The organism is Thermus thermophilus, from assembly GCF_019974155.1.
Lineage (GTDB): Bacteria > Deinococcota > Deinococci > Deinococcales > Thermaceae > Thermus > Thermus thermophilus_C.
The window spans coordinates 1311525-1335072 of the sequence record NZ_AP025158.1 but is presented as its reverse complement, the minus strand read 5'-3'; the positions used below and the strand labels follow the sequence as shown (position 1 = coordinate 1335072).

Annotated in this window: 20 protein-coding genes, 2 pseudogenes and 1 riboswitch; of the genes and pseudogenes, 10 read left to right on the top strand and 12 right to left on the bottom strand. The window is 67.3% G+C overall.

What is annotated here, in order from left to right:
- Positions 1-2 precede the first annotated feature (2 nt).
- Together TthTMY_RS07185 and TthTMY_RS07180 are read left to right on the top strand one after the other, a co-directional pair.
- Positions 3-1577, top strand: coding sequence for a gamma-glutamyltransferase family protein (locus TthTMY_RS07185; RefSeq protein ID WP_223903128.1), 1575 nt, complete (start codon positions 3-5; stop codon positions 1575-1577).
- A gap of 9 nt (positions 1578-1586) precedes the next feature.
- Positions 1587-2780 (top strand): serine hydrolase, encoded by a 1194-nt coding sequence (locus TthTMY_RS07180; protein ID WP_096410778.1) that lies wholly within the window; start codon positions 1587-1589, stop codon positions 2778-2780.
- Here TthTMY_RS07180 and TthTMY_RS07175 read toward each other — a convergent pair.
- From TthTMY_RS07175 to TthTMY_RS07160, 4 genes are all read right to left on the bottom strand, one after another.
- The gene (locus TthTMY_RS07175; protein ID WP_223903127.1) at positions 2777-3421 is read right to left on the bottom strand and encodes a hypothetical protein; all 645 of its coding nucleotides are present in this window, start codon (positions 3419-3421) and stop codon (positions 2777-2779) included. The two genes, TthTMY_RS07180 and TthTMY_RS07175, sit on opposite strands and share 4 nt — an antisense overlap.
- 121 nt (positions 3422-3542) lie before the next feature.
- Complete coding sequence (locus TthTMY_RS07170; RefSeq protein ID WP_096410777.1) at positions 3543-4454, bottom strand: DUF72 domain-containing protein; 912 nt, start codon at positions 4452-4454, stop codon at positions 3543-3545.
- 9 nt (positions 4455-4463) lie between these two features.
- The gene (gene metX / locus TthTMY_RS07165) at positions 4464-5606 is read right to left on the bottom strand and encodes a homoserine O-acetyltransferase MetX (RefSeq protein ID WP_096410776.1); all 1143 of its coding nucleotides are present in this window, start codon (positions 5604-5606) and stop codon (positions 4464-4466) included.
- A complete protein-coding gene (locus TthTMY_RS07160; protein ID WP_096412948.1) occupies positions 5603-6892 on the bottom strand; it encodes an O-acetylhomoserine aminocarboxypropyltransferase/cysteine synthase family protein in 1290 nt (429 codons plus the stop codon). The genes metX and TthTMY_RS07160 overlap by 4 nt, the downstream gene beginning before the upstream one ends.
- 6 nt (positions 6893-6898) lie before the next feature.
- Between TthTMY_RS07160 and TthTMY_RS07155 the strand changes: the two genes are divergently transcribed.
- Complete coding sequence (locus tag TthTMY_RS07155; RefSeq protein WP_223903126.1) at positions 6899-7426, top strand: winged helix-turn-helix domain-containing protein; 528 nt, start codon at positions 6899-6901, stop codon at positions 7424-7426.
- Positions 7427-7494: 68 nt separating this feature from the next.
- The gene (locus TthTMY_RS07150) at positions 7495-7971 is read left to right on the top strand and encodes an IS630 family transposase (protein WP_229365135.1); all 477 of its coding nucleotides are present in this window, start codon (positions 7495-7497) and stop codon (positions 7969-7971) included.
- A gap of 173 nt (positions 7972-8144) precedes the next feature.
- A riboswitch (SAM riboswitch) is annotated at positions 8145-8281 on the bottom strand.
- A gap of 58 nt (positions 8282-8339) precedes the next feature.
- Here TthTMY_RS07150 and TthTMY_RS07145 read toward each other — a convergent pair.
- From TthTMY_RS07145 to TthTMY_RS07130, 4 genes are read right to left on the bottom strand one after another with little or no spacing between them, the layout of a single operon-like run.
- Positions 8340-8750, bottom strand: coding sequence for a SufE family protein (locus tag TthTMY_RS07145; protein ID WP_008632164.1), 411 nt, complete (start codon positions 8748-8750; stop codon positions 8340-8342).
- A gap of 9 nt (positions 8751-8759) precedes the next feature.
- Complete coding sequence (locus tag TthTMY_RS07140; RefSeq protein ID WP_096410775.1) at positions 8760-9464, bottom strand: SDR family oxidoreductase; 705 nt, start codon at positions 9462-9464, stop codon at positions 8760-8762.
- 1 nt (position 9465) lies between these two features.
- Complete coding sequence (locus TthTMY_RS07135; RefSeq protein ID WP_223903125.1) at positions 9466-10557, bottom strand: zinc-dependent alcohol dehydrogenase; 1092 nt, start codon at positions 10555-10557, stop codon at positions 9466-9468.
- Positions 10554-11615: a class II aldolase/adducin family protein gene (locus tag TthTMY_RS07130; protein ID WP_223903124.1), complete on the bottom strand. Its 1062-nt coding sequence runs from the start codon at positions 11613-11615 to the stop codon at positions 10554-10556. The genes TthTMY_RS07135 and TthTMY_RS07130 overlap by 4 nt, the downstream gene beginning before the upstream one ends.
- A 44-nt stretch (positions 11616-11659) precedes the next feature.
- Between TthTMY_RS07130 and TthTMY_RS07125 the strand changes: the two genes are divergently transcribed.
- Both TthTMY_RS07125 and TthTMY_RS07120 read left to right on the top strand, forming a co-directional pair.
- Positions 11660-12646 carry a P1 family peptidase gene (locus TthTMY_RS07125; protein ID WP_096410774.1) on the top strand — a complete coding sequence of 329 codons (987 nt, stop codon included), beginning with the start codon at positions 11660-11662 and terminating at the stop codon, positions 12644-12646.
- A 348-nt stretch (positions 12647-12994) separates the two neighbouring features.
- Entirely contained in the window at positions 12995-13711 is a 717-nt protein-coding gene (locus TthTMY_RS07120; protein ID WP_096410773.1) for a transposase, read from the top strand.
- A 224-nt stretch (positions 13712-13935) separates the two neighbouring features.
- On the opposite strand, the gene TthTMY_RS07115 is transcribed toward TthTMY_RS07120, so the two are convergent.
- On the bottom strand, positions 13936-14781 hold the full coding sequence (locus TthTMY_RS07115; RefSeq protein ID WP_096410485.1) for a transposase: 846 nt from the start codon (positions 14779-14781) through the stop codon (positions 13936-13938).
- Between the two features lie 226 nt (positions 14782-15007).
- Here TthTMY_RS07115 and TthTMY_RS07110 point away from each other — a divergent pair, with 226 nt between their 5' ends.
- The 3 genes and pseudogenes from TthTMY_RS07110 to TthTMY_RS07100 all read left to right on the top strand — a co-directional run.
- Positions 15008-15673, top strand: coding sequence for a type II CAAX prenyl endopeptidase Rce1 family protein (locus TthTMY_RS07110; protein ID WP_015065468.1), 666 nt, complete (start codon positions 15008-15010; stop codon positions 15671-15673).
- Between the two features lie 293 nt (positions 15674-15966).
- Positions 15967-17187, top strand: coding sequence for an IS256-like element ISTth4 family transposase (locus tag TthTMY_RS07105; RefSeq protein WP_096410503.1), 1221 nt, complete (start codon positions 15967-15969; stop codon positions 17185-17187).
- Positions 17188-17222: 35 nt separating this feature from the next.
- Positions 17223-17477, top strand: a pseudogene (locus tag TthTMY_RS07100) (S8 family peptidase); the annotation flags it as partial.
- A 71-nt stretch (positions 17478-17548) separates the two neighbouring features.
- Here TthTMY_RS07100 and TthTMY_RS07095 read toward each other — a convergent pair.
- Positions 17549-18649: a transposase gene (locus TthTMY_RS07095; protein WP_041444900.1), complete on the bottom strand. Its 1101-nt coding sequence runs from the start codon at positions 18647-18649 to the stop codon at positions 17549-17551.
- A gap of 90 nt (positions 18650-18739) precedes the next feature.
- Between TthTMY_RS07095 and TthTMY_RS07090 the strand changes: the two are divergent.
- Positions 18740-19900: pseudogene (locus TthTMY_RS07090) on the top strand (S8 family peptidase); the annotation flags it as partial.
- Between the two features lie 49 nt (positions 19901-19949).
- On the opposite strand, the gene TthTMY_RS07085 reads toward TthTMY_RS07090, so the two are convergent.
- A complete protein-coding gene (locus tag TthTMY_RS07085; protein ID WP_223903123.1) occupies positions 19950-20954 on the bottom strand; it encodes a S1C family serine protease in 1005 nt (334 codons plus the stop codon).
- Between the two features lie 195 nt (positions 20955-21149).
- Positions 21150-23534 (bottom strand): endopeptidase La, encoded by a 2385-nt coding sequence (lon, locus tag TthTMY_RS07080; RefSeq protein ID WP_223903122.1) that lies wholly within the window; start codon positions 23532-23534, stop codon positions 21150-21152.
- Positions 23535-23548: the final 14 nt, after the last annotated feature.

Sequence of the window (23548 nt, the reverse complement as noted above, 5' to 3'; positions counted from 1 at the left end):
GCATGGACCTCACCCACTACCCCTACCCCTCCCGCCGCCACGTGGTCTTGGGGAGGCGGGGCGCGGTGGCCACGAGCCAGCCCTTGGCGGCCCTGGCGGGGATGGAGACGCTCCAAAAGGGGGGAAGCGCCGTGGACGCCGCCCTTGCCATGGCCGCCTGCCTCACCGTGGTGGAGCCCACCTCCAACGGGATCGGGGGGGACCTCTTCGCCCTGGTGTGGGACGGAACCCTCCACGGCCTCAATGCCTCCGGGAAAAGCCCCATGGCCCTCACCCCGGAGAGGCTTCCCGGGAGGATGCCGGAGCGGGGGTGGCTTCCCGTGACCGTGCCTGGGGCGGTCTCGGGGTGGCGGGCCCTGCACGAACGCTGGGGCAGGCTCCCCTTCGCCGAGGTCCTCGCCCCCGCCATCCGCTACGCCGAGGAGGGCTTCCCCGTGGGGCCGGAGACGGCGAGGAGCTGGCGGCGGGCGGAAAGCGTTTTCCTCCCCTTGGAGGGGCCGGAGTTTAGGGCTTTCAAGGAGGTCTTCTTCCCCGGGGGGAGGGCCCCAAGGGCGGGAGAGGTGTGGCGAAGCCCCCTCCACGCCAAGACCCTTAAGGAGATCGCCGAGTCCTATGGGGAAAGCCTTTACCGGGGGGCCTTGGCCGAGGCCCTCCTCCGCTTCAGCGAGGCCACGGGGGGGCTCCTCACCCGGGAGGACCTCGAGGCCCACGCCCCGGAGTGGGTGACGCCCCTTTCCACGGAGTACAAGGGGCTCACCGTCTGGGAGCTTCCCCCAAACGGCCAGGGGGTGGCGGTCCTCCTCGCCCTGAACCTTTTGGAGGGGTTTGACCTGAGGCCGGAAGACCCCTGGAGCTACCACCTCCAGATTGAGGCCATGCGCCTCGCCCTGGCGGACACCTACCGCTTCGTGGCCGACCCGCGGCACATGGAGCTTGCCCCCGAGGCCTTCCTCTCCAAGGCCTATGCGGCGGAGAGGCGGAGGCTCATCGGGGAAAGGGCCCTTCCCCGGGTCCTTCCCGGCCTCCGCCCCGAGGGGACGGTCTACCTCGCGGCGGCGGACGGGGAGGTGATGGTCTCCCTCATCCAGTCCAACTACCAGGGGTTCGGCTCCGGGGTTTTGGTGCCGGGGACGGGGATCGCCCTGCACAACCGGGGCCTGGGGTTTTCCCTGGAGGAGGGGCACCCGAACCGGGTGGGGCCGGGAAAGAGGCCCTTCCACACCATCATTCCGGGCTTCCTCACCCGGGAGGGGAAGCCCCTTGGGCCCTTCGGGGTCATGGGGGGGTTCATGCAGCCCCAGGGGCACGTCCAGGTGGTGGTGGGCCTGGCGGACTTCGGCCTGAACCCCCAGGCGGCCCTGGACCGGCCCCGCTGGCAGGTGGTGCCGGGGGACGAGGTGCTCTTTGAGCCCGGCATCCCTCAGGCCACGGCGCTTTTCCTGCGGGACCTCGGGCATAGGGTGCGCTACGAGGCGGAGTACGGCCTCTTCGGGCGGGGGCAGGCGGTCTTCCGTCTTGGGGAGGCCCTCGTGGGGGCGAGCGACCCCCGGGCCGAGGGGCTCGCCCTGGCGTGGTAGCCTGGAGCCATGAGGATTAAACAGCTTTTTTGTGGGTTTCTCGCCCTCCTGGGCGGGTTCGGCGGGGCGGAGGGGCTTGGGGACCCCATGGGGGGGAGGCTGGAACAGGGGGCGGTGGTGCTCTTTCGCCTCTTCACGGAGGGGGTCCGCGAGGAGGCCTTCGCTCCGGGCTTCCTGGCCCAGGTGCCCGCGGCCCAGGTGGCGGTCATCGTGGCCCAGCTGAAGGCCAACCTGGGAGAACTCAAAGGGGCGCAGCTCCTGGAGCCGGGGAGGTACCTCTTGGAGCTTGAGCGGGGGTACGTGCCCGCCCGCATCGGCCTGGACCGGGAGGGGCGCATCGCGGGCCTCTTCTTTGAGCCCCCCGTGGCCAAGCTGGGAAGCCTCGAGGAGGCCCTGGAGGCCTTCCGGGCCCTCCCGGGACGGGTGGGGCTATGGGTGGAGCAGGACGGGAGGCCCGTCTTGGCCCTGGAGGAGGACACGCCTTTGGCCGTGGCCTCGGCCTTCAAGCTCTTGGTCCTCGCCGCCTTGCGCGAGGAGGTGGAGGCGGGGAGGCGGGCGTGGGACGAGGTGGTCCGCCTGGAGGAGGCTTGGAAGAGCCTGCCTTCCGGTTTGCTCCAGGGCTGGCCGGAAGGAAGCCCCTTGACCCTCCACACCCTGGCGGCCCTCATGATCTCCCTCTCCGACAACACCGCCACGGACGCCCTCATCGCCCTCCTCGGGCGGGAGCGCCTCGAGGCCCTCTCCCCCCGCAACCGCCCCTTCCTCACCACCGGGGAGGCCTTCGGCCTCGCCGCCCGGGGCAACCGGGACCTCTTGGCGGCCTTCCGGGACGGGGACCTGGAGGCCAAGCGCCAGGCCCTGGAGGCCCTGAGGGCCCGGGGCCTGCCCTCGGTGACGGACCTGCCTTTAGACCCAGGGGACTGGCCGCCCGAGGCGGACTGGCGCTTTACCCCGAGGGAGCTCTGCCGCTGGATGGGGAAGGTGGCCGACCTTCCCCTCATGGGCATCAACCCCGGGGTGGCCGCCTTCCGCTGGGACCGGGTGGCCTACAAGGGGGGCTTTAGGCCCGGGGTGCTGAGCCTGGTTCACGGCCTTTCCCGCGGCGAAAGCCGCTACTGCGTGGCCTTCGTGTGGAACGGGGAGGAGGTGGACGAGCTCAAGGCCTTCACCCTCTACGGGGGGCTTTTGGACCTTCTCCCCTAAAGCGGATAGGCGAACCCCAGGAGGCTCTTCGCCCCGATCCGTTCCTGTAGGTCCTGGGGCATGGGAGAGAGGCGCGCCTTCTGCAGGGCAAGGTGGGCCTTGAGTCCCTCCTCCAAGGCCCTTCGCCAGGAGGGGGGTGTGGCCTTGCCCAGATTGAGGTAGGCCCGGACGGGTCTTCCGGCGAAGGCCCGCCCCCAGAACTCCGCGAAGGCGGCGGGAACCTGGCCTTCCGGCACGGGCAAGGGGGGTAGGCGGAAGCGCTCGCCTTCTAGGGCGAAGAGGGCGTGGAAGCCCAGGCGCATGACCAACTTTCCTCCCGGGGGAAGCCAGCCTTGGCGTCCTAGGGCCTCGGGATCGGCGGAGGCCAGGTATAGGCGGCCTTCCCGTTCCATTCGCCGTAGCTCGGCGAGCACGTCTTCCGGCTCCGCCTTGCCGAGGAGTTCCTCGGCCCGTTCGTGCAGGGCCTGGAGCCCCGGGCCGAAGAGGGGGGTGGCGTGGAGGAGGAGGCGTCCTGGGTACCGTTCCCGAAGGGCTTCCGCCAGGGCCAGGTGGGCGCCGAAGGGGGGGCGGGTCATCAAAAGAAGAACGCGGTCGTAAAGGGCGAGAAGCCGCTTGCAAGCCCCTTCTAGACTTTCCTTCATTGGATCCCAGATAAAGGGATCATTTTCCCTGGAAAAGTTTCCTTTTTCCGAAAGCAAACCCAGCTCCATACGATAAAGAAGTCTAAGCAGTGGTTCAGAGGACAAATGTCCTGTACTTGGTCTAATAAAACGGCCCTTCGGTCCAGGGAGGCTTCCCAAGACCCAGAAGGCGCTTGAGTCCCAAAGCGGCCTCCACCCCTTGGGTGCCGTAGTTGTTGTTGAAGATGACGAAGACCCTTTCCGCCTGCGCGGCCAGGGTGTGGGTGGCCTCCGCCAGGTCCCGAAGCTCCTCCTCGGAGTAGCGCCAGTTGAAGCGCTCGTAGGGTTTCGTGTGGGGGCCCTTCCAGGCCTCGGCGTTCCTCCCGTGGCAGCGGAGGACGGCCACGGGGTGGGTGGGCTCTAAGACCCTGGGCGGGGCCTCGGGGTGGGGCGGGGCGTCCACGCTCACGTGGACGAGGCCAAGCCGCTTTAGCTCCCGCTTCACGAAGCCCCAGGCGGTGTACCACTTGGGGTTGCGGAACTCCACCGCCACCAGGTACCCCTGGGTCCTTTCTGCCAGGCGCTCCAGGTAGCGGAAGCTCCTGGGCTTGGGCTCGGTCCAGGGGGGAAGGCCGAAGTGGAGGTAGCCAAGCTTTCCCGCCATTTCCAGGGGCCTTAGCGCCCCGAAGAAGCGCCGCCAGGCCTCCTCCACCACCTCTTCCGGCACCTCCCGCTGGGCCAGGTGCCCCTCCTGGCGGGGCAGGAGGGCCTTGAGGTCCTTGGGGAGGGCGTCCGCCTCCAGCCCGTGCCCGGTGAAGGCGGAGAAGGCCTTGACGTGGAAGAGGAAGCCTTCGGGGGTCCTTTCCGCCCACTTCTCCACCACCTCGAGGCGGGGCAGGGCGTAGAAGGTGCTGTCCACCTCCACGGTGTCAAAGTGCTGGGCGTAGTAGCGGAGGCGCTTCTCCGGATGGTTCCTCACCCCAGGGGGGTACCAGCCGGAGGCGAGGAGGGTGGGGTCGGTCCAGCTGGCCGTGCCCACGCGGATCTCCGCCACGGCCCCAGTCTACGGGAGGAAGGCGTCCAGGATCTCCTCCACCTGGTCGGTTTCTATGAGGAAGGCGTCGTGCCCGTGAGGGCTTTTGATCTCCCGGTAGCGGGCCCCCGCCAAACGGGCGGCCTGCCGCACCTCCCAGGCGGGGTAGAGGAGGTCGGTGTCAATGCCCACGAAGAGGGAGGGGATGCCGCGGAGGCGCTTCAGGGCCTCTTCCACCCCGCCCCGGCCCCGGCCCACGTCGTGGGTGTCCATGGCCCGGGAGAGGACGAGGTAGCTTTCCGCGTGGAAGCGCCGGAGGAACTTCTCCCCCTGGTAGTCCAGGTAGGTTTCCCCAAGCTCCGGCTCCCCGCCCCAGCGGGCCTCAAACCCCTCGGGGGCTCGGTAGCTCATCATGGCGATCCCCCGGGCGAGGGCGAGGCCCCTGGGGGCGGGGTTGCCCTTCTGGTACTCGGGGTCTTGGAGGATGGCCTGGCGGGAGAGGTGGTTGAAGGCCCGAGCCCAGGGGCCGTGCCGCGCGGGGGCCGCTAGGACCACGAGCTTCTTCACCCTCTCCGGGTACATCAGGGCGAACTCCAGGGCCACCATCCCCCCGAGGCTTCCCCCGATGACCACGGCCTTCTCCACCCCCAGGTGGTCCAGAAGCCTCGCCTGGGCCCGGGCCAGGTCGCGGATGGTGAGGGGAGGGAAGTCCCTCCCGTAGGGGCGGCCCGTGCGGGGGTCTAGGGAGAGGGGGCCGGTGGAGCCGTAGCAGCTTCCCAGGTGGTTGGCGGAGACCACGTAGTAGAGGGCGGGGTCCAGGATCCGCCCGGGGCCCACCAGGCTGTCCCACCACCCTTCCCGGCCGAAGGCCCTCTCCAGAGGGGAGAGGCGCTTAAAGGTTTCCTCGTCGTAGGTTCCCGCCAGGTGGGCGCTCCCCGTGAGGGCGTGGAAGACGAGGACGGCGTTATCCCGCCTGCGGGAGAGGGTCCCGTAGGTCTCAAAGCGGAGGCGCACCTCGGGGAGGTACCCCCCGAGCTCCGTGTAGAACCCCTCCCGCCTGGGAAAGAGGACGGCGGTGCGGGGCTTAGGCGGGGGGATGGAGAGGGGGGAGCGGGGGGGCTTGAGGAGGAGGGCCTCGTGCTCCCCCCAGGCCTCGAGGGCGATCTCGCTCATGCCAACGCCTCCTTGAGCTCGGCCTTCAGGTCCTCCACGTGCTCCAGGCCCACGCTAAGCCGCACCATCTCCGGCGAGACCCCAGCCTGGGCCTGCTCCTCCGGGGAGAGCTGGGAGTGGGTGGTGGAGGCGGGGTGGATGGCGAGGGTGCGGGTGTCCCCCACGTTCGCCAGGTGGGAGATGAGCCTGAGCCGGGAGATGAAGCGCTTCGCCGCCTCGTACCCCCCCTTCAGGCCGAAGGTGAGGACGGCCCCGGGCTTCCCCTTGAAGTACTTCTGGGCCCGGTCGTGGTGGGGGTGGTGGGGAAGCCCCGGGTAGTTCACCCAGGCCACCTGGGGCTGTTCCAGAAGCCAGTGGGCGAGGTGCAGGGTGTTTTCCACGTGGCGCTCGGCCCTTAGGGAGAGGGTCTCCATGCCGAGGAGGACCACCCAGGCCTCAAAGGGCCCCAGGGCCTGCCCCTGGTCGCGGAGGCCGTCCACCCGGGCCTTGACGATGAAGGCGAGCTCCCCGAAGGCCTCGGTGAGCCTCAGGCCGTGGTAGCCGGGCTGGGGCTCCGTGAGGAGGGGGTAGCGGCCGTTGTCCCAGGGGAAGTTCCCCCCGTCCACGATGGCCCCGGCGATCACCGCCCCGTGCCCCCCCACCCACTTGGTGAGGGAGTGGGTGACCAGGGCCGCCCCCCACGCCAAAGGCCTCAGGAGATAGCCCCCCATGCCGAAGGTGTTGTCCACGATGAGGGCTACCCCCTTCTCCCGGGCGGCCTGGGCTAAGGCCTCGAGGTCGGGGATGTTGAGGGCGGGGTTCCCGATGGACTCCACCCACCAGGCCCGGGTTCTCTCGTCGGTGAGGGCCAAAAACTCCTCGGGGCGCTCCTCGCGGGAGGTGAAGCGCACCTCTATGCCGAGCCTTTTCAGGGTCACCTTGAACTGGTTGAAGGTGCCCCCGTAGAGGTTGGGGGTGGAGACGAGGTTGTCCCCCGCCTGGGCCAAGGTGGTGAGGGCCAGGAACTGGGCGGCGTGGCCGCTTGCGGTGGCCAGGGCCGCCTTTCCCCCTTCCAGGGCGGCGAGGCGTTTCTCCAGCACGTCCACCGTGGGGTTCATGATGCGGGAGTAGATGTTCCCGAACTCCTTGAGGGCGAAGAGGTTGGCGGCGTGCTCGGGGCTTTTGAAGACGTAGCTCGTGGTGGGGTAGATGGGGACCTGGCGGCTTAGGGTGGTGGGCTCGGGCTCGTAACCGGCGTGGAGCTGCAAGGTCTCATAAGAACTCCCCCTGGGTTTTTCTCTTAGTATGGGGTCATGCGGCTGACCAAACACCAACGCCGCCCCCGGCTGGAACTCAAGCTGCGGCATCACCCGGACAACCTGCACGCCCTCTACCGGGAAAGCGAAGACCCCGTGGAACGCGCCCGCTGGCACGCCATCTGGCTCCTCGCCACAGGCCACTCCATCCCCCAGGTGGCCCAGACCCTGGGCTACTCCACCCGCTGGGTCCGCAACACCCTCCACCGCTACAACGAAGGCCAGCCCATGGCCGACCTCCGGCACCAAAACCCAGGCCAGCCCCCCTTGCTCTCCCCGGAGCTTCAGGAAGCCTTCCGCCAGGCCCTCCTCCAGCCCCATCCCCAGGACGGGATATGGACGATAAGGAACGCCGCCCTGTGGCTCTCGGAGAGGCTGGGCCGTCCCGTGGACCCCAGGCGGGCCTGGACCTGGATGAAGCGCCTGGGCTTCGCCCCCCTCCGCCCCCGTCCCCGGCACCGGGAGAGGGACGTGGAAGAGGGGGAGGCCTTCAAAAAAAACTCTTCTTCACCGTTGTCCTCCTGAAGTGCCTCTTCCCCTGGCTTGTCCTGGAGCTTTGGGCTTTTGACGAACACAGGTTGGGCCTGAAGCCCGTGTACCGGCGGGTGTGGGCGCCCCGGGGGAAGACGCCCCTGGCCTGGGTGCGGCCGCGGTACCGGTGGCTTTACGTGTACGGCTTCGTGCGTCCGGGTACAGGGGAGAGCGAGTTTTGGCTTTTGCCCACGGTGAACGCTGTGGTCTTCTCGGAGGTGCTAAGGCGCTTTGCCCGGTTGCGTGGGGCTGGGGAGGGGAAGCTTTTGCTTTTGGTCTTGGACCGGGCGGGGTGGCACGTGTCGGGGCGGGTGGAGGTGCCGGAGGGGGTGGGTTTGGTCTTCCTGCCGCCCTACTCTCCCGAGCTCCAACCCGTGGAGCGGGTGTGGCCTCTGGTGGACGCGGTGGTGGCCAACGGGCGGGTGGAGACGGAGGAGGAGCTTTGGGCGAGGGTGGAGGCCCGGTGCGCCTACCTGCAGACCCAGCCGGGCCTGATTCGGAGCCATACCCTCTTTCACTGGTGGCCGGGAGGATGCTGAGGGAATGGATCAGGGGGATTTCTTATCAAACCTCATCCTTGGCCTCCTTTCCAAAGTCCCGGCCAGGGGCATTTGGGTCACGCGGGGGCGTAACCTTGAAGGGGCCAAAAAAAGCCCCTTCCCGGCGTCCGTTCTCTCGCCAAGAAGGGGTTGGGCGTGGCGCTTACCCCCCTCTCTTATCGTCCCCGGGCGTTTCCCCCGCCCGGGCCGGCGTTGGCACCAGCCCCGCCCGCATCCGGCCATGCAACGGAAGGGGCGGGAGGTTGCCGCGGCTTCACAGGGCCGTACCCTCCACCGCTCTGGATAAGAGAACGGGCTGGTTTTCGCCGCGCCCCGGCGCGGTTAGCCCCAAGTGTAGCCCTTCCGGCCTAGGAGGTCAAGGCCTTGCGCACCTGGGCCTGGAGCCGGAGGAGGGCCGCCTCCAGGCCCCGCAGGCGCAAGGGGGTGAAGAACTCCTCCAGGCCGTAGCCCCGGTAGAAGCCCGGGGGCACCTCCAGGACGGCCTCGGGGCTTTCCCCCTCGAGGCCCTCCCGGAGAAGGCCGGCGAAGGCCTTGACCGTGGGGGCCTCGTCGGGGACGTGGAAGTAGAGGCGCACCTTCCCCCCCTCCACGTCGGCGTGGACGAAGAAGGGCGTCTGGCACTCGTGGACCCTCTCCAGCTCCACCCCGGGCGGGGGCGGGGGGACCTTGGCCGCGTACTCCAGGAGCACCTGGGAGCGGAGCTCCTTGGGAAGGCTTTTGAAAAGCTCCAGGGCCTGCTTGAGCTTGGGCGGCACCATGCCTCCACCTTACCGCGGGCCGGACGGGGGCCGGGTGGGCCGGAGCTCAATCTCGCTCGCCATGGCGTGCCCGGGCATCTCCAGGGCGAAGAGGACCGCCTGGGCCACGTCCTCGGGCTTAAGCTTCCAGGCCTGGCCCGGGGCGTTCCCGGCGAAGCCGGTGTCCACAGAGCCCGGGAGGACGTTCACCACCCGGATGTTCGCCTCCCGGAGGTCCAGCATGGCGGCCCCGGCGAGGCCCAAAAGGCCGAACTTGCTGGCGTTGTAGGCGGCCCCGCCCTTGAAGGGGTTCTTCCCCGCGAGGCTCCCCACGTTGACGATGGTGCCCCCGCCCCGGCGCAGGAGGGCGGGGACGGCGTGGCGGATGCCGAGGAAGGCCCCCGTGAGGTTGGTGTCCAGCACGAGCCGCCACTCCTCCAGGGTGAGCTCGTGGACGGGCTTCATCACCCCGACCCCGGCGTTGTTCACCAGGGCGCTGAGCTCCCCGAAGGCCTCCTCCATGGCGGCCACGGCCCGGGCCCAGTCCCCCTCCTCCCGGACGTCCCCGGGAAGGGGTAGGGCCCCCTCCAGCTCGGCGGCGAGGGCCTCGAGCCTCTTTTCGTCCCGGGCCATGAGGCCCACCCGGTACCCCTTGGCGTGGAGGAGGCGGGCGGTGGCCTCGCCGATGCCGCGGCTTGCTCCCGTGATGAGGACGGCGCCCTTCATGCCCTCCATCCTACCCTTTGGGCCGGAAGAGGGCCTTCCCCTTCGCCCCCAGGGCCTCGGGCCAGGCCTCCAGGGGGAAGACGCCCCCCACCAGGCTTTCCAGGCCCTCTAGCTCCGGGAGAAGCCCCACCGCCTCCCGGAACTCCTCCCGGGTGTAGGTGTAGCTTCCCCAAAGGGCCACCTCCTTGAACCAGAAGGGGGAGAGGTCCACCAGCTCAAGCCCCGGTGCCCCCAAGAGGAGCACCTTCCCCCCTTCCCGGGCGAGGGCGAGGGCCTCCCGGAAGCCCCGGCCGCTTCCCGAGGCCTCCACCACCGCCTCGTACCCGCCCCTATGGCCCTCAAAGAGGAGGTAGCGGTAGCTTCGGGCCCGCGCCCAAAGGGCCTCCTTGGCGCTCCCGTAGACCCCGTCCGCCCCGAAGGCCTTGGCCCGTTCCGCCTGGTGGGGGTACTTGGCCACGGCGAAAAGCCTTCCCCCGTAGCCCAAGGCCCTGAGGAGCCTCACCGCCAGGAGGCCGATGGTGCCCATCCCCAGGACCAAGACCTCCTCGGGCCAGGGCCTGAGCTTCTTCAGGCCCCTTAGGACCACCGCCAGGGGCTCGGCGAAGACGGCCCTTTCCTCGGGGACGCCTGGGGGGATGGGGTAGAGCCTTTCGGGCCGGGCCAGGACCCACTCCCCCCATCCCCCGGGGAGGTCCCGGTTGTAGCCCAGCATCCCCGGGGCCAAGGGGCCCTCGGCCACGTTCTGGCAAAGCCCCTCCTCCCCTTCCCGGCACCTGGGGCAGGGGGGAAGCCCCCGGTCGGCGCAGGCGAGGAGGGGGTTCACCGCCACCAGCGCCCCCTCCACCTCCCCCAGGATCTCGTGGCCCAGCACCGCGGGGAAGGAGAAGAAGGGGCTTAGGGAGGGGGGGCTTTTCCCGTAGAGGAGGGCGAGGTCCGAGCCGCAGACCCCGCTTAGGCGCACCCGGACCCGTAGGAAGCCTTCCCGTTCGGGGAGGTGGACCTCGGCGAGCCTGAGGGGGAGGAGCCTCTTGGGAAAGCGTTTGCCGAGAAGCCTTGCCCCGAAGAAGCGGGGCAGGGAGGGGGTGTAGAGGAGGGCCTTCATGCCATGGGCACGGTGCGGATGAGCTTGCCCTCTATGCGCTCCAGGATCTCGTCCAGGCTCCTTCCGGTGATGGTGAGGCCGTGGTTCTTAAGGCCCACCACGGCCCGGGCGGGGTCGGGGGCTTGGCGCACCTTCTCCGCCACCGCCTGGGCGAGTTCATACGTGCCGCAGGGGTAGTTGAAGGGGGTGGCGGGCACGCCCTCCATCCAGGCGTGTACGTGGAGGATGGCCCCCACCTCGGGGTGCTCCCGGTAGATCATCCAGTGCTCAATGGCGTCCACGCTCACCCGCCTCGGCTCCACGTGGGGGGGGACGGAGAGGAGGATGGCGTTCCTCTTGGGGTCGTAGTCCTTGACCATGAGGATGTCCCGGCCGATCTCCCGGAGGTTCGCCTTGTCCACCCCGCTTGCCGACATCCAGAAGCGCTTCTCGTCTTTGCGCACGGAGAGGTTGCCGTAGGAGAGCCCCCCGATCCCGTAGAGCCTCTTCACGTGCCTCAGGTCCTCGGGGGAGAGGATCTCCTCAATGGGGAAGGGGGCGGGGAGGAGGTCCCACTCCTTGAGCTTCTTCCCCGCCCGGTACATGCTCTCCGTGAGCTCGTCCCCCTGCCAGAGCTCGGGCTCGAGGTCCGGCTCAAAGATGTTGTTGATGACGAGGCGGCTGCAGGCGATGGGCCTTAGGCGGGCCGCCACCCGCTCGTAGAACCCCTCCCCCTCGGGCTCCCCGTAGTGGCCGAGCTCCAGGGTGAGGAACTTGACGCCCTGGCCCGGCACGTAGGCCAAAAGGACGTTGGAGAGCGCCCGGACCAGGTAGGGGTAAAGCTCCCGCAAGGGGTCTTGGGGGAACTCGGGAAGCTCCAGGACCGAGGCCACGAAGGTGGCCTGGGCCTTGCGGCGGTAGGGTTTGGGGTTTTCCGGGGTGATGGCGTTGAGGACGAGGTTCGGGGCTTCGGACTCGGGGTTATGGCGGAAGCCTTGGGCCTCGAGGGCCTTGCCGACGCCCTCCAAAAAAGGCTTGAGCTTAGGCGTGGGTTCGCCGTGGATGAGGTATTCCCACATGGCGCCTCCTTGCTCTGGCCCTTAGCCTACCCCATACTGGGCGCATGGCGGAAGCGCTTTGGGGGGAAAGGGCCCTCCTTCCCGGGCTTCGGGTGGGCCACTTCACGGACCGGGAGGCCCGCACCGGGTGCACCGTGGTCCTGGTGGAGGAGGGGGCGGTGGCGGCGGTGGACGTGCGGGGGGCGGCCCCCGGCACCCGAGAGACGGACCTCCTCGCCCCCGAGAACACCGTGGAGCGGGTCCAGGCGGTCCTCCTCACCGGGGGAAGCGCCTTGGGCCTCGCCGCCGCGGACGGGGTGGTGCGCTACCTCCGGGAGCGGGGAAAGGGCTTCCCCACGCCCGCAGGGGTGGTGCCCATCGTGCCCGCCGCGGTGCTTTACGACCTGGGGCGGGGGGAGGTCTTCCGCCCCCCGGGGGCGGAGGCGGGGTATGGGGCCTGCTTGGCCGCAGGGGGCGGGGTGGCCGAGGGGAGCGTGGGGGCGGGCACGGGGGCCGTGGCGGGCGGGGTGAAGGGGGGGTTTGGCCTTGCGGGCTACCTCCTGGAGGAGGGGTTTAGGGTGGTGGCCCTCGCCGCGGTGAACAGCCTCGGCCGCCCCTTTGACCCCCTCACGGGGAGGCTCTACGCCGAGGGCCTCCTCGCCCCGGAGGAGCGGGCGCTTCTCCCCGACCTCTCCCGCTACCGGGGAGGCCTCGAGGACTACCGCTTTCCCTTCCTCCTCGGCCAGCACACCACCCTGGCGGTGGTGGCCACGGACGCCCCCCTCACCAAGGCCCAGGCCAAAAGGCTCGCCATCATGGCCCAAGACGGCCTCGCCCGGGCCCTCCGCCCCGCCCACACCCCTTTGGACGGGGACCTGGTCTTCGCCCTGGCCCTGGGGGAGGGAGGGGGGGTGGAGCCCCTCCTCCTCTTGCGCCTTGGGGCCTACGTCGCCGACGCGCTTTCCCGGGCCATCGCCCGGGGGGTGCTCTTGGCGGAGGGGATGCCGGGGGTGCCCGCCTACCGGGAGCTTGTGCATAAGAATGGAGGATGACCGAATAAAAGTTTCCTGGGCTTGCCTTGCAAAGGTCAGGAGGACGGGTGTATATCTCCCTCCTGATGGGCAAGCGCGGCTTCGTTCGCCGGGAGGCAAGCCCCAAGGAGGTCCTGGAACACTGCCTGCGCCTGGCCCGGGAGGTGGCCCCTCCCACCCCCAAGGGCAAGCGGGGCCGCCCCTGGCGCTACGACCACGCCCTTTACCTGGCCCTCCTTCTCTTCCGCGCCTTCTTCCGCCTCACCTACCGCGAGACGGAGGCCTCACTCCAGGACCTCATGGAAGGCCCCTTCCCTTCCCACCAGTCCCTGGCCCGCTACGCCGTGCACCACCTGGACCCCAAACTCCTTGAGGCCCTCCTGGAGAGGCTTGCCCGGGAACTGGAGGCCCATCTCGCCCCGGAGTCCTCGCCGGAAGGCGAAGCGGCTTCGGACGAGGCGCCGGCACACCTGGCGGCGCTTTCCCCCTCTCTACCTCATGGACACCACGGGGCTGGCCTACCGGAGCAAGGGCCGGCTTCTCCGCTTCCGCCGGGGGAAGGAGGTGCGGCGGGTGCGGGGGCACGCGCGGCTTCTGGCCCTGATGCGGTGGGATAGGGAGAGGCGGCTCTTGTGGCCCTGGGGTGGAGTGGTGGGGGAGGGCTACGCCCCGGACCCCCGGCTTGGGGGGGAGGTGCTGTTGCTTCTCCGTCAGGAGAACATCTTGAAGCGGTTTCCTCCTTCCCGGGGGTGGCTTTTGGCGGACGCGGGGTTTGACGGGAAGGAGGTGTGGGGGGTTTTGGGGGAGGCGGGGGTGCGGCCGGTGATCCGGCTTCGGGGCGGGGGCGAGGCCAGGGAGGAGGCGCGGGTGCGGGCGCGGGAGGGGTGGGACCCCGAGGTGTACCGGTTTCGCGGGGTAGTGGAGGGGGTGTTTGGGGGGATGAAGACGCGGCTGGGTGGGGGATACCTTTGGGAGCGGAAGCCTTGGACGGCCATGGCGCGGGCGCTTTTGGAGCTCATCGCCTACGGCCTTAGGGTTCTTCTCTCCCTTCTCCCGCCCCCTCCGGGGTACAAGGCAATTTACTAGGCAAGCCCACAGAACCTTGACAGCAAGGGGGGGGGGCATGGTACCCCTTGAGGTGTAGGGACACTCCCTACAGCGAGGAGGTAAAGGATGCGCAAGGTGCTCATGGTCCTGATGGCCCTGGCCCTGGTGGCGGTCTTACCTGCCCAATCCCTGGCTCAGGGGTACTTGGTCTCCTACGCCCTGCACAGTCAGGGTAGGAACGTTTCATTCCTTCGTGTGCTACCTCATAGCTCCACCCCGGCCATCCTGAGAAGCACCCGGCTACGTATGAGGTTGTGAACGAGCAGGATGAGATTCACCCGGGCCACCAGCCCCCAGTAGGACCGCGCTTCTATCCGATGAAGCCCCAAAGACCGCACCATCACGCTAAACCGCGTCTCAATCCAGTTCCGTACCCTCCCCATCCACTCTTTCCATCCCGTCTCCACCACCGTTCCTCCCCTGACCCGATAGGGTGGCGTCTTGACCCCCTGGACCCAGCGAAAGCCCCGGTCCCCCAAGACCGCGGGCAGACCGTCCAGCAGGTCCCTCCCCCAGGTCTCCCGGGCATTCCCGGGGAGGATAGCCCAACGAAAAAAGAGGCCGCGCTCGTTCATCACCGGCATGAGAACGTAGCCCGCGAAAGCCCCCAGGGGGCCCACCCCCACAGCGGCCTCAGGAAGGTCCAAGCCGTGAATCCGGTGGCCGTGGGCCAGGGGGATGGGTTTGAGGTCCACCACCTGCAGAAGACCTTGCCCTCCGGAGAGCCTTATGGCCAGGTGAGCCAACAACCCCTGAGCCTTCTGAAGGACCCGGTAGAAGCGGGAGAGGTGGGGGAGGGAGGGGAAGTAGGCCTTGAGGGTGGTCTTGGCGGCCAGGTAGCCTTTGGCGAGGTCCTGGCCTTGCAACAGGACGAAGATGGCGAGGGTCAAGAGCTCGGCCAGGGTGGCCTTCTGGTGCTTTTGCTTTGGGGGGAGCTTGAATCCTTGGGCCTGCAGGGCTTTCAGTTCGTCATCTACCCAGACGTAGATAGCCACGAGAAGGGTCTCTGCGTCAAGATGGTAAAGGGGGTGCTCACGATCTTGCCGCATGGCACCCCCTCTTTTTTCACACCCCGGGGGTCCAGATCAAGTAGCACACGAAGGCATTACAGGAAATTACAGCTGATGAACTCGCAGAAACACATGGCGCTATATTGCCAGCTGTGCTTGCTGGGGCTGCTATTGTCGGTCTTCTAATTTCGCGTGGATGTAGTGCTGAAGTCAAGCACGAAACAAAGCCTGATGGTTCGAGTTCCACTACGGTTTGTGTAGGCAAATGCAGGTAAAGGCTAAGGTCGGGGGGGCCCTTGTGGCACCTCTGATCTTTCTTTTCCTCGGCCCGTTGTTTTCTTTTTTTGCCTTTTTACTACACCCGCTCGATTCCTTTTTGATCGATACGGGCCTCTGGCTCATTGTCGCTTTTTCAGGGCTTTTCTACCTGAAGTATAGGGCTAGGCTTACTTTTATTGAAGCCGAGAAGGGCTTCTTCACCAGGGGTCTACTCTTTAGCCCAGTCTTTAGGCTAGCGGTTATACTTTTGTTTGGACACCTTCTCTTCGTGTTTCTTCTGGCCTTAAAGTTACCCTACTGGCCTCCAAGTAGGTTCTGGTACGTGCTTGACTCCGGAGAGCACCTCTCCCTATTCATCACCTTGTTCTTTTGGTTAAGTAGAGCTTACATTGAGGAGTTCTTGTTCCGGTACGTTCCTTACCAACTAGCTGGAAGCAAAGGACTTCTTTTCTCGGGGGTATCGTTTGTCTTTGTTCATCTCGTAAACCCATGGACCGGGGTTCAATTAGAACCAGAATTAATTTTGCTCTACACAGTAATCACACTTTTTTTAATCGGCTCCTTTCTCTTTTTACGATCGCTTTCTATGACTTCTTTGGTTCATGCCTTGATTAACATGGGTTTCTTTCCAATCAGCCTCAATTACACATGAGTAGCCAACCTGTCCCATTTTTGCCGCTTGCCTTTTTTCACTTATGTCACTTAATGGCACGACCAATCCTTGCTCGCATACTCGCTCTCTTCGCGGTCTCTTGGGCACTTGCCTATTCCAAAAGCCTTTCTGAGCTCCGCTACACCGCCACCGTTCCCCAAGTTTCCTTGACGCCTGGGCATTCTTGGGATAGATTGCCCTCGTTAAAACCGCGGAGGAGCGTATGAGGAAGACTTACTGGCTGGTAGGGCTTTTCGCGGCCTGGTCGTGTAAGGATTTATGTGTAAGGGCCCGTGTTTAATAGGGGGGCACACCTTAGCACGAGGAGGTGCCCCGTGGACCAGGATACCTTGCGGATCTTGCTGAGGGAAGCGGTGCGGGAGACAGTAGCCGAGGTTCTGCAGACGGTTCTGGAGCTGGACCGGACAGCCTTCTTGCAGGTGCACGGGGGGCGCAGGAACGGCTACTACCCCCGCAAGCTGGAGACCACCTTCGGCCAGGTGGACCTGAAGGTCCCTAGGGATCGGGAATCTCGGTATTACCCGGCTTTCCTTAAGCCCTACGCCCGCCGCCTGGTGGACGTGGGGGAAGTAGCTGTGGCCTTGTACGCCGCCGGGGTCAGTCAGCGCAAGGCGGCCGAGATATTGAGCCTGCTCTTAGGCCACCGCTACTCCCACGAGACCCTAAGCGCTCTGACCGACCAAGTCCTGGAGGCGGCAGGAGCCTTCCGCACCCGGCCTTTGCCCGAGGAGATGGCCTTCGTCTACCTGGACGGGCTTTCCTTAAAGGTCTTCAGGGAAGGGGAAGGGATTGTGCGGGAAACGGTGTATGTGGCCCTGGGCATCGCCCCTGATGGGGAGAGGCGGGTCCTGGGGTTCTGGCTGTTGCCCACGGAGAGCGCCCTGGGATGGGAGGGGGTCCTGGGGGAGCTTTGGCAGCGGGGCCTGCGGCGGGTATTGCTCTTCATCACCGACGGGCTGCCCGGGCTTCCTGAAGCGATCCGCAGGGTCTACCCTCAGGCGGAGTGGCAGCGGTGCGTGGTGCACGGGGTGCGGTGGAGCCTGTCCCAGGTGCGGGCGCGGGACCGGGGCCTGCTGGCGGAGGACCTGAGGCGGGTGTACGGGGCGGAGAGCAGGGATGAAGCCCTTAGGGCCTTGGAGGAGGTGAAGGCCGCCTGGGGTTCGCGGTACCCGGGGGTGGTGGGGCTTTGGGTACAGGATTCGGGGGCCTTCCTGCGGTTCTACGGGTACCCCAAGGTGCTTTGGCCGTACCTGCGGAGCACCAACCTGATGGAGCGGTTTATCCGGGAGCTACGGCGGGGGACGAAGGTGCGGGACCACAAGTTTCCTAAGGAAGAGGCGGTGTACAAGCTCCTTTACCTGGAGTCAGAGAGGCAGGAAGGGAGGTGGGCAGAACGGAAACTAAAGGGGTTCTCGGAGGTGAAGGAGGTGCTGGAGAAGATGCTTCAGGAGCGGTATGCCCCCCGTACACAGACTCTTACACATAACTCTTGACACGACCCGCGGCCTTCCTTTTGGGCGGTTGCCAGATGGCTTCCAAGCCCGATCCAACCCCTACCTTAGCTGAGGCCTTCTGGCCCAAGGAGGCCCCCGTCTATGGCCTGGATGACCCTGAGGCTATCCCAGGCCAGTACATTGTCGTCTTTAAGAAGGGAAGGGGTCAGTCTCTGCTCCAAGGTGGATTGACAACCCTGCAGGCACGGCTGGCTCCTCAGGGGGTGGCGGTGACCCAGGCCTACACGGGCGCTCTCCGGGGATTTGCGGCGGTGATGGCGCCCCAGGCCTTAGAGACCTTAAGGCAGAATCCCGACGTGGAGTTCATAGAGGCGGACAAGGTGGTGCGGGCTTGGTCTACTCAAAACTTGCACCTCCCGCATACCCCGCATAAACCTTCACCCCCTCCCCCCGGCGGCCCCAGACCCAGGGCGTGGAGCTCCCGCAGGATGACCTGCACCACCAGCTCGGGCAAGAGAACCCGAGCTGCCCCCTCCCTGGCCTCCCGCCAGCTCCCCTTCCCCTCCACCCCCACCCAGTGGGCCAGCAGGTAGGCCAGAAGGGAGAGCACCAGAAAGCGGTGCACCCCCAAGGCCGTCCGCTGCCCGAACTGCCCCAGGGAGAACTCACTCTTCGCAGCCCGGAAGAAGTGCTCTACCGTGAACCGCCTCCTTCCCCAGGTGAGCATGGTCCGGGGCGTGGCGGGAAAGGTGGCCACCACGTACCGCCACTCCCAGCCCCCTTGGGGCAGGGGGTAGCGGTACCAGGCCACCCAGACCGGGAAGGAAAGCCCCCACAGGTAGACCCGGCTCCCCTGCCGCCTGAGGTCCAAAAGCCTTCCCCCTCCCCGCAGCCTCCGGTCCCGCCGCATCCCCACCACCGTTTCCAAGCCCAACCGCCTCACCCCAAAGAGGAACCAGGCCGTACCAAAGGCCGCGTCCGCGGCCACCCGTATCCGGAAGGTCCGGCGCATCCAGAGGGGCAGAGAGGCCAGGAGGCTCAGGGCCAGGAGGGAGAGGCCTTTCTCCCCCTTGCCCCGCCATAGACGGTAGGCCCAGGGGACGCGGAGGTCCCCGTAGACGAGGTAAAGGACCACGAGGTGGAGGCCCCACTTGCCGTGAAAGAAGGAGAGGGGGAGGTGGGGGAAGTGGCCCCGCTTTTCCAGGGTGACCAGGTCCAGGACCACCAGGAGGCGGGGCTTGGGGCCCTTTCTCCGCCTGGCCCGGTCCAGGGCTTTCTGGGCCTCCTCGCGGGCCAGGCGGATGAGGGCGCGGGTGGGCCAGGGGTAGCGGTTGAGGAAGCGGGAGAGGGCGGAGGGGGACTTGGTCTTGCTGTGCTGGGGTCTAGCCTTGCCGTGACCGGTGAGGAAAAGGAACAACAGGGCCTTCAAGGATTCCCGCAGGTGGGGGGTTGGCATGAGGGCCAGGATGGTCCAAAGTAGGGATAGGGCTACTGGTCTCATGGCACCCCTCATAAGAGGGGAAACCAGTAGCCCTCTTCAAGTGGTCCCCAAGCATACTCATGCCCGCGGTGAATAAGTGCAAGTTTTGAGTCTACCCAGAGCCCTGCTCCTTGGGGCCTGGACCGGATTGACCAACGGGACCTCCCCCTTTCCAACAGCTACACCTACACCGCTACGGGAAGGGGGGTTAACGTCTATGTGATTGACACCGGAATTCGCACGGCCCACCAGGAGTTCGGCGGCCGAGCCCGGGTGGGCTATGACACCCTAGGGGGAAACGGCCAGGACTGTAACGGCCACGGTACCCACGTGGCGGGGACGATCGGTGGGGTGACCTATGGAGTAGCCAAGGCGGCCAACCTCTATGCTGTGCGCGTCCTGGACTGCAACGGTTCCGGTTCCACTTCTGGGGTCATCGCCGGGGTGGACTGGGTTACCCAGAACCACCGCAAGCCGGCCGTCGCCAACATGAGCCTGGGAGGCGGAGCCTCCACGGCCTTAGACAACGCCGTGAAGAACTCCATCGCCGCGGGGGTGGTCTACGCTGTGGCCGCGGGGAACGACAATGCCAACGCCTGCAACTACTCCCCAGCCCGGGTGGCCGAGGCCCTTACCGTGGGCGCCACCACATCTTCCGATGCCCGTGCCAGCTTCTCCAACTACGGTAGTTGCGTGGACCTCTTCGCCCCTGGAACTTCCATCCCCTCGGCCTGGTACACCTCGGACACGGCCACCCAGACCCTCAGCGGCACCTCCATGGCCACCCCCCATGTGGTCGGGGTGGCTGCCTTGTATCTAGAACAAAACCCTTCGGCCACGCCGGCCGCCGTTGCGGGCGCTATCCTCAACGGGGCCACTACGGGGCGGCTTTCGGGGATCGGTTCGGGGTCCCCTAACCGCCTCCTTTACTCCCTGCTCTCCTCGGGGGGTGGTTCCACAGCCCCATGTACCGACTGCAGCTACTACACGGGCAGCCTTTCCGGTCCTGGCGACTATGACTTCCAACCCAACGGTACCTCCTACTACAGCCCTGCAGGTACCCATAGGGCCTGGCTTAGGGGCCCCGCCGGAGCGGACTTTGACCTCTACCTCTGGCGTTGGAACGGCTCCCGTTGGGTGACCGTGGCCAGCTCTACGGGACCTACTTCGGAGGAAAGCATCAGCTATAGCGGAACCGCTGGCTACTACGTCTGGCGCATCTACGCCTATAGCGGCTCGGGGATGTACGAGTTCTGGCTCCAGCGTCCCTAGGTCAGGGGTTTCTGCCTCCCCTGGGAAGCGCCTGGGGGAGGTTTTTCCTTTAGCGTCCTGGGAAGGGGGCGAGGACCGCTTCCACCTGGAGGACCTGGCTTTCCCGGCGCACCGTGAGACGGATTCTTTCTCCCACCTGGTGCCTGCGCACTTCGCGGAGGAGGTCCTCAAAGCTGTTCACCGGCACCCCGTCCACCTCGAGGATCACGTCCGGCACCCCGCCCGACTCCACCCCCCTAAGCCCCGCCCGGTGGGCCGCCCCGCCCGGCACCACCTCCCCCACCACCACCCCGCCCGGGGGCAGGCCCAGCTCCCGGGCGAGCTCCGCCGTGAGGGCCCTTGGGCCCCGGAGGCCCAGGTAGGGCCAGTAGCGCCTTTCCCCCCTCTCCAAGGCGGCGAGGGCCTCCCCCCGGCCGAAGAGGGAGGTGAAGAAGCTGCGGAAGCCTTCCTCCGTCTGGCCGATGGCCACCGCCACCCCCAGCACCCGCCCTTCCGCGTCCAGCACCGGCCCCCCCGAGTCCCCGGGGGCGAGGGGGAGGGAGGTCTCCACCAGGCCCTGGGGGAGGAAGGGGGAGGGGGAGACCTCGAGGCCGGTGACCCGCCCGTACCGGGGGGCGAGGAACTGGCCCCGGCCGTTCCCGATGTGGAGGACGGGCTCCCCAGTTTTGGGCCTCCTCGCCGTCTCCAGGGGCAGGAGGACGGGGGCCTTAGCCGGGGTGGCGAGCACGGCCAGGTCCAGAGGCTCGGCGAACCCCACCACCCGGGCCTCGGCCTGGGTGCGGTCCGCCAGGACGAGCCGGAAGGGCCCCCCCTCCGCCACCACGTGGTAGGCGGTGAGGACGAGGCCTTCCCGGTAGAAGAACCCGGTGCCCCGGGTCCCCCCCCCGTCCGCGATGCCCAAGACCGCGGGGTGGGCCCGGATGTAGACCTCCTGCAGGGCCCCGGGCCCCGCCTGGGCGGGCTCGGCCCAGAGGACGGGGGAGCCCCGGGTGAGGAGGGCGTAAAGGGCGAGGCCCAGGGGCAAAAGGAGGAACAAGGCCTTCAGGGGGCGCATAGGCCCATTCTCCCCGGTCCGCCTCCCGGCCAGGGTGGCCAAGGCCACCCTCAGGGGGCCCGCACCCAGTGGACTTTGGCCGGGTCCCCGCAGAGCTCCTTGAAGGCGCAGGGGCCACCTATGTCCCGACAGAGGAGGTGGTGGCCCGCTTCGGGCGGGGGTTTTCCTCAACGCCAACCGGAAGGGGGCGTTGCCCTAAGCCCCCGCCCCCGGCTGGGGCCTCTCGGCGGGGAGGGGGGGCGGCGGAGGGGGGAGGAGGAGGAGCCTTAAGACCTCGCCCACCTCCTCCACGAAGGTGACCTCCAGGTCCTTGAGGATTTCCTCCGGCACCTCCTTGAGCTCGGCGGCGTTCTCCTTGGGGAGGATGACCCGGTGGATCCCCGCCTGGTGGGCGGCGAGGAGCTTTTCCTTCACCCCGCCGATGGGGAGGACCCTGCCCCTTAGGGTGATCTCCCCGGTCATGGCGATGTCCATGCGCACCGGGCGGCCCGTGAGGGCGCTGGCCAGGGCGGTGGCGATGGTGATCCCCGCCGAGGGGCCGTCTTTGGGGGTGGCCCCCTCGGGGACGTGGATGTGGAGATCGTAGTCCTTGTGGAAGCCCTCGGGAAGCCCCCACTCCTCCCGGTGGGCCCTTAGGTAGGTGAGGGCGGCGTGGGCCGACTCCTTCATGACCTCCCCCAGGTTCCCGGTGAGGTTCACCTTGCCCGTGCCGGGGACGGCCACGGCCTCAATGGTGAGGAGGGTGCCCCCGTAGGGGGTCCAGGCCAGGCCCTGGGCCGCCCCCACTTGGGGCTCCTTCTCCGCCCGGTCGGGGCGGTACTTGGGGACGCCCAGGTAGGCCTCGAGGTCCTCGGCGTCCACCACCTTGACCCCTTCCCAGGGCCTTTCCAGGTAGTCCTTGGCGGCCTTCCTGGCCACCTTGGAGAGCTCCCGGTCCAGGTTGCGCACTCCGGCCTCCCGGGTGTACTCCTGGACGATGCGCTCTATGGCCCGGTCGGTGATCTCCAGCCTCCCTTCAAGCCCCGCCTCCTTTACCTGGAAGGGCCAGCGGAAGTAGCGGGCGATGGCGCGCTTCTCGTGGAGGGTGTAGCCGGGGATCTCAATGACCTCCATCCGGTCCAGAAGGGGCCTCGGGATGGTGGAGAGGGTGTTGGCCGTGGTGATGAAGAAGACCTTGGAGAGGTCGTAGGGCACGTCCAGGTAGTGGTCGGTGAAGGTGTGGTTCTGCTCGGGATCTAGGACCTCGAGGAGGGCCGCCGCCGGGTCCCCCCGCCAGTCAGAGGAGAGCTTGTCAATCTCGTCCAGGAGGAAGACGGGGTTCACCACCCCCACCTGCCTCATCCCCTGGATGATCTTGCCGGGAAGGGCCCCGATGTAGGTGCGGCGGTGCCCCCGGATCTCCGCCTCGTCCCGCACCCCCCCCAGGGAGATGCGGTGGAAGCGGCGGTTCATGCTCCGGGCGATGCTCCGCCCCAAGGAGGTCTTGCCCACCCCCGGAGGCCCCACGAAGCAGAGGATGGGGGCGTGGCCCTTCACCTCCTTCCCCTGGGTGAGCTGGCGCACCGCCAGGTACTCCAGGATGCGCTCCTTCACCTCCTTGAGGCCGTAGTGGTCCTCGTCCAGGACCCGCTTGGTCACGGAGATGTCCAAGACCTCGGGGTCGGCCTCCGTCCAGGGGACCTCCAGGAGCCAGTCCAGGTAGGTGCGGCTCACCGTGGCCTCGGGGGAGCCGGGCTGCATCTTCTCCAGGCGCTTGAGCTCCTTGAGGGCCTTTTCCTTCACGGGCTCGGGCATGCCCTTCTTCTCAATGCGCTCGCGGAGCTCCTCAATCTCCGTGAGGAAGTCCTCCCCGCCCCCAAGCTCCCGCTGGATGGCCTTCATCTGCTCCCGGAGGTAGTACTCCCTCTGGTTCTGGTCCATCTGCTCCTTGACCCGGGCGGCGATCTTCTTGTCCAGCTCAAAGCGCTCCAGGTCGCGGAGGAGCAGGGTCAGCACCCGCTTCAGGCGCTCCTCCACCTCCGGGGTCTCCAGGATGGCCTGCTTCTCCTCCAGGGTCCAGGTGGCGTGATGGGCCACGAGGTCCGCCAGGATGGCGGGGTCCCGGGTGCTCTTGACCGCCTCCTGCTGGTAGCGGTCCAGGCGCAGGGTCTTGTGGTTCTGCAGGTAGCGCTCAAAGGCCTCCTGGACCTCGTTCACCAGGACCCGGGCGAGCTCGGGATCCTTTAGGGGAGGCTCGGGGATGGCCTCCCCCACGGCCCGGAGGTAAGGGGCGGCCACGTAGGAGAGGAGCCGGGCCCGGCTTCTCGCCTCCACCATCACCTGCAGGGTGCCGTCGGGCAGGCGCATGGCCTGCTTGACCACGGCCAGGGTGCCCACGGCGTAAAGGTCCTCCGGGGCGGGGTCGTCCACCTCGGGGTCCTTCTGGGTCACCAAGAAGAGGAGCCGGTCGGCGGAGAGGGCCTCCTCCACCGCCCGCTTGCTCTTAAGGCGCCCCACGTCCACCCCCGTGGTGGTGTGGGGGAGGATGACGGTGTTCCTGAGGGGCAAAACGGGGAGTTCTAGGCGCAAGGCGTCCTTCATCTACCCCCATGATA